General features: G+C 35.9%; 3 protein-coding genes. 1 reads left to right on the top strand and 2 read right to left on the bottom strand.

The genetic code is table 11. The annotated features are described in order from the left end of the window. Window positions 1-337: 337 nt before the first annotated feature. Complete coding sequence (locus ACIR310F_RS0112340) at window positions 338-1603, bottom strand: aspartate aminotransferase family protein (protein WP_028084095.1); 1266 nt, start codon at window positions 1601-1603, stop codon at window positions 338-340. 253 nt (window positions 1604-1856) lie between these two features. Then, window positions 1857-4880 (bottom strand): type ISP restriction/modification enzyme, encoded by a 3024-nt coding sequence (locus ACIR310F_RS0112335; RefSeq protein ID WP_028084094.1) that lies wholly within the window; start codon window positions 4878-4880, stop codon window positions 1857-1859. A gap of 176 nt (window positions 4881-5056) precedes the next feature. Between ACIR310F_RS0112335 and ACIR310F_RS0112330 the strand changes: the two genes are divergently transcribed. Beyond that, window positions 5057-6121 (top strand): potassium channel family protein, encoded by a 1065-nt coding sequence (locus ACIR310F_RS0112330; RefSeq protein WP_028084093.1) that lies wholly within the window; start codon window positions 5057-5059, stop codon window positions 6119-6121. Window positions 6122-6440 lie beyond the last annotated feature (319 nt).

Below are 6440 nucleotides of genomic sequence, written 5' to 3'. Positions count from 1 at the left end.
GTTCCCGGTATTATGAAGTACAGATATTAATGATAAAACTCTTGTGGTGCGGGCATCTTGCCCGCATAAGGTGTACTTCACGACCAAGTAAAATTTCCGGTAATCCTTAATCAGATTTTACCACACACTCCAGTTTCATTACTCTTGTGGTGCGGGCATCTTGCCCGCATAAGGTGTACCTCATTCAAGCTGAACTTGCTGTATATTGTTACATAACAATATTTTATATTATCGCCTTTTTTGATGAATTTATTTCAAATTGATATGTTGTAATTTACAAGCTGAAAAATTCGTAATTGATAATTCTTAAAATTACAAATTACGAATTTTTAATTACCTATGCTATTACTTTAGCTAGTGCTTTTTCTACGGCTTTTAATGCTGCGTTGATTTCTACCTCTGTCACAGTCAGAGGAGGCACAAACCGGACGACTTTGGGACCTGCGGGAACAAGTAATAAACCTGCTTCCATAGCAGCTTTGACAATTTCCGCCGCAGTTAAGGGAATATCCGCTTTGATTTCCATGCCGTTGATTAAACCCCAACCGCGCACTTCTGTGATATACTGGGGATATTTAAGAGCGATCGCTTTTAATCCTTCTCGTAAATGTGCGCCCTGTTCTGTAACATTCTGTAAAATATTCTCTTTTTCCAAGGTCTCACAAACACTCAGAGCCACACCACAAGCAAAGGGATTACCTCCAAAGGTACTTGCGTGTTCTCCTGGTTGGAAAATATCACAGAATTTCTTACTCATCATCGCACCAATGGGAATACCACCGCCCAAACCCTTGGCGCTGGTGAAAATATCTGGTTCTACTCCCAAATGTTCATAACCCCATAATTTACCACTGCGTCCCATACCTACCTGCACTTCGTCGAAAATCAACAAAATACCAGTTTCATCACAAATCTCCCGCAATCGCTTAAAATAGGCAATATCTCCAGGACGAACTCCACCCTCACCTTGTAATGGTTCAATTAAAATAGCTGCAACACGATAATTACCTTCATCTAATTCGGTAACAGCAGCCTCAACTGCTCTAATATCGTTATAATTGACATAATGGAAACCAGGAACTAAAGGATCAAAGTGCTTTTGATACTTGGGTTGTCCGGTAGCGGTAACGGTTGCTAAGGTTCGCCCGTGAAAACTCGCATGGGCGGTTAAAATAATCGGGTTAGCAATCTCTAAAACCGTGTGTCCATATTTACGAGCTAGTTTAATAGCTGCTTCATTAGCTTCAGCACCAGAATTGCAGAAAAATACTCTATCTGCACAAGAATGATCAACAATCCATTTAGCTAATTGACCTTGTTCGGGAATATAGTACAAATTAGAGACATGATGCAGTTTTTGAATTTGTCTAGTTACCGCTTCTACCATTGCTGGATGAGCGTGTCCTAGAGTACAAGTGGCTATTCCCGCGACAAAATCCAGATACTCGTTACCTTGGGTATCCCAAACACGACAACCAGCGCCCCGTTCTAAAGCCAAGGGAAACCGTCCGTAAGTGGACATGACGACTTGATTGAAGCTATCTGCACTAAAGGGGATGTCTGAAGAGATTGTAGGCTGCTCTGCTAGACTTTGGATACTCACTACCGCACCTCCTGAAAATTTTTATTTTAATAGATATTTACCAGATTAACGCGAGAAAAGGTTGGTTTTGATAAAGATAATTAATTATTGCAAATTAGGATGTACGTAAGTGTCACACCAAAAAATCTGTTCTAGGTCCTGACAATTTCTTTTTTTTATTGAACCACAGAGAACACAGAGAAAATGTTAAAATTATCTGCGTTTATCTGCGTTTAATTTTTGATATTTCATCCTGTACATCTTTTAATCCTGGTTATCCTGATTCTGACATTTCTCTAGTTATTTTCATTGTTTCCACACTCACGGTACAAACTCTCATTAATAAATCTATTACCTGTTCTTTATAATCTGCGAAACGATAGGTATTGAATTTTTCCGCAATGGTGGGATCTTTTGGTTTTTTCTCTTTATATTGATCTAATATCCATTCTAATGCACTACGATTACCTAACATATATTCCCACGCGATTTTAGGAATGTTTGATAATGTGGTGACATCATCTAAGATGATACTATCTTTGGTTTTGTCTGCTTTTAGTTTCGGTTTCGGTGTTTTTTGGTTGTCTTTTAAGGGAATATCAACACGGGTTAGGTTATAAGGTGTGACTGTTTCATAGTTAATATGAATTTCCATGAGTTGCTTTCCCCAATTAACCCATTTTGGGAAGTTTTCATAATAGGGTAAGCGGGGAAATTCCCGTTTTAGGTTGAGTTCGTATTTGGTGCGATAAGCTGGGTTATGTAGGACTGCGTAGGTATAATGAAAGATGTCTATTTTGGTAATTGTTTCATCTTGGTAATGGGTTTGAATTTGTTTTAGTCCCCAGTCGGTTATGTTATCAATGCGTTTTCCTTCTTTGTCGTAACGGTAGAGGGGGAGACATTGAGTTTTTTCTAAAAAATCAAGACAGGTAATTTGATTTGTTATTAAACTTTGAAAAGGTTTTGATGCACCAATTCCAGAAAAAGCTATATATTTGTTTTCTGCATCCTTTTCATTTAAAATATCAAACCATTGATAGGTTCTACCATTGAAATGTCTATCAAAATAAAGTTGTTCTTTATAAAATGGTCTATATAAGCTTGGTTTAATACTATTTTTATCAAATTGTTTTTGTATTTTTCGTTTAAAGTAGCTTTTTAAATCCTCGTCCCATTTTATTTGTTGTGAAAGTTCTGCTTCCGGTTGTTTATCAAATTGACTTTGATAAATTTCTACAAAGAATTTCATCTTATTTACTAGATATTTTTCAGATAAATCATAAACCCATTCATCTCTTTGTGTTTTTAACCCTGAAGAAAATAACTTAAATACAGCTTTTTCTCCTTTACCCGCTTTCACATCTTTATCAACTAAAGGTAACAGACTTTCAAAATCATTATCAGATTGATTTATCCAATTAAATTTTTGATCGGGTTTAATATGATCAAATCCTATTTTCTGAAATTTATTTTCTGCTAAATATCTAATTTTGTTTTCTCGTAATTCATGAATATGAAATGGATGAGAATAAAATATTTTACATCCTTGGGAATTACTATCTTTAATTAAAAAGCAAATAACTATACCAGTCATTGCACTTTCACCAAAAATAGTATGCTTTTCTCCAATAAATATACCATCTTTTCCTGAAATTGATCTGACATTCCCCCCTAAATCAATAATATAAACAAAAGAGAAATCGTCTTGAATAGATTTTCTAAAACCATCAAATGCACGTCCATCTAAAAAAGAAGAATTAGTAATAAAACAGATAATACCATTTTTAATTCTATCAGTCGCCCATCTATAAAAACGAACATACATATCATAAAGCACAATTTTATTTTGCGCTTTACTATATTTTACATAACTTTCCTTAATCAACTTATCAATATTCTGATAACCACGATTTGCATTATTATCATTAAAATTTTCCTGCTTTGCATTATAAGGAGGATTACCAATAATCACAGAAATAGTTCTATCATTCTGTCTTTTGATTCTCGCAGTATTCTCCACAGTCATAGCAAACAAATCCATTTGCTTACCCTCAAAAGACGTATTATCCAAAGTATCCACAAAACAAATATTTTCAAACTCCTCATACACCCCCATTTTCTGCTTATAGGTAAATTCAATATTCAAATTCGCAATATAATAAGGTAAAATAGCCACCTCATTACAATGAATCTCATGTTTATATTTGTGCTGTAAACTATGGGTTGGTAAATAATCAATTAACTCCGTAATAAAAGTCCCCGTTCCCGTCGCAGGATCTAAAATCTCCACATCTTTATCCGCTAACAACTTCCCAAAATGTTTATGTACTAAAAAATCTGTACTCTCTATCATAAACCGGACAATTTCATTCGGAGTATAGACAATTCCTAACCTATCTGCTGCTTTGGGATTATAAGCTTTATAAAAGTTCTCATATAATGCTTTTAAAAACTTCTGTTTTTCTTGATGATTGACAATATTAGCCGCAGTGCGTCTAATTACTGCATAATATCTTTCAATACTTCCTAAGGTATTTCTCTTTAAACTTCCAGTAAAAAAGGTGGAAATTACCCCTTGTAATTCCCGCGCTACGTTATTTTCTTGATGAAATTGTGACTCACTAAATATATTGATAAAAATGTCTTCTGTTAAAATATGTTGGATGATCATTTCCTGAATATCTAATAAGGTAATTTCAGGATTTATGGACTTTTGACAAATATTAAAAAACTTATCTCTGGCGTTTTCAAATAATATATTATTACCCTCTTGACATTTTATCAACTTTCTGAGAGAATCTAAGATAATGGGTAAATCCTGCCTAAATGTATCTATTGCTTCCCGAAAGTCCCGCACTTCAGGACGGACATAATTAATGAAGTTATTAATAATACTATCTACCGCGTCAGCATCGCGCATAGTCACGCGCTGGGTTTCTTGTCCAGATTGAATTAAAACCGCAGTTTGAGAATCTTCAAAGAGGATATTACTATCGGGATAACCTTTATTTAATTTCTTCTCAATTTCCTGATCTAAATTATCATATTCGTCCTTACTTTCCCAGTAACCCCAATCTAACCGCAAAGCATCTTTTACTGTACCATCAGGATAGACTAATTTACCATTGGGTAGTTTATAATCCAATTCGGGAATGAGGAGAAAATCACGAGGTTTACAATATTCATTTAACAGGTTTTGAAAAGCAAAACGGATAGAAGTTTCTTTCCGTGAACCTCCATATTGAATAATCTTTTGTACTTCAGTTTGGTATTGGGTAATTAAGAGTCTTGACATAATTGAGGAAAGGATTAATAGGGAAAATTTATGAAAATATTACTACAATAGTACCCGACCCTAACCCTGTTTTTGTTAAAGGCATAGGATCATGAGATGTTTTCACAAAGCGATCGCTCATATTAGAGTATGATCTATGTCATCATTTAATTTTAAATTCTTAATTTTTATTAACTGTGTATTCTACCCTAGAGCAAAAATATCAACGTATTCAAAAAGAGTTAATGGCCGGGGCGCTGGCCTTGGGCTGTATTTTTTTAATTGGCACTTTATGGTATTGTTTGATTGAAGGCTGGTCATGGGAAGATGCAGCTTACATGACTGTGATTACCTTAGCTACCGTCGGTTATGGGGAAACTCACCCCTTGGATAGTCGCGGTCGTTTGTTTACCATAGCCTTGATTTTGATGGGGGTGGTCAATCTTGGTTATATTGTCAATAGGTTTACAGCCGCAGTCATTGAAGGCTATTTTTTAGAGGGAATTCGACTCCGACAACAAAGGCGTTTAATGGAATCATTATCAGGTCATTATATCATCTGTGGATTTAGCCGCACCGGGCGACAAATTGCTAAGGAGTTTCAAGCTGAAGGTGTTTCTTTTGTGGTCATTGATTCAGAAATTGAATCCGCACAAAAAGCCCAGGAAATTGGTTATATTGTTTACCAGGGTGATGCCACATTAGATGATAGTTTGCTCAAAGCTGGTATTCTTAAAGCAATTTGCATTGTGGCTGCTTTACCTTCAGATGCAGAAAATTTATATACTGTACTATCAGCAAAAACACTTAATCCTGGTATTCGGGCGATCGCTCGCGCTAGTACAGAAGAATCATTACAAAAATTACAGCGTGGCGGTGCAGATGCCGTAATTTCACCGTATATTACCGGCGGTAAACGTATGGCCGCAGCAGCCCTCAGACCTCAAATCCTCGACTTTGTAGATGGTATTCTCTCCGGTGCAGACCGCCAGTTATATATGGAAGAATTTTTACTGGATATGTCCCAGTGTCCCTTTATTGGTCAAACTCTACAAAAAGCTAAATTGCGATCGCAATCCGGGGCTTTAGTTTTAGCAATTCGCCGCGTTGATGGTAAACTCATTGGTGGACCGACTGGAGACACGGTGTTAATGTCGGGAGATACTTTGATTTGTATGGGTACTGCTGAACAATTACGGGGTTTAAATCAACTTTTGGGTCCTATCAGTTCCCAACCATTACGAAGACCGAAAAATAACTAAAATCAAACCCAATACTCGTTTTTATTGGCAGAATATAGATTATATTAACCACGAAGACGCGAAGAGCGCGAAGGAAGAGGGAAAAAATAAGTTGATCATTAATAGTATAATTACTGCAAACTTTGTATAAGAGGTTACTATACTAAATTTTACAATCCTAGTATGGCTAAATCTTGTGGTGCGGGCATCCTGCCCGCTATAATTTTACTTTAAATGTAGTACAGCTTAACTTATAAAAATTATGAAACTAGCTTTCGTTGCGGCTACTATTTTTACCTTCACTTTAGGGCTTTACACTGAAGTCTCTGCTGCACCTGTA

It is taken from the genome of Dolichospermum circinale AWQC310F, from assembly GCF_000426925.1.
Lineage (GTDB): Bacteria > Cyanobacteriota > Cyanobacteriia > Cyanobacteriales > Nostocaceae > Dolichospermum > Dolichospermum circinale.
This window is presented reverse-complemented; position numbering and strand designations above follow the sequence as displayed.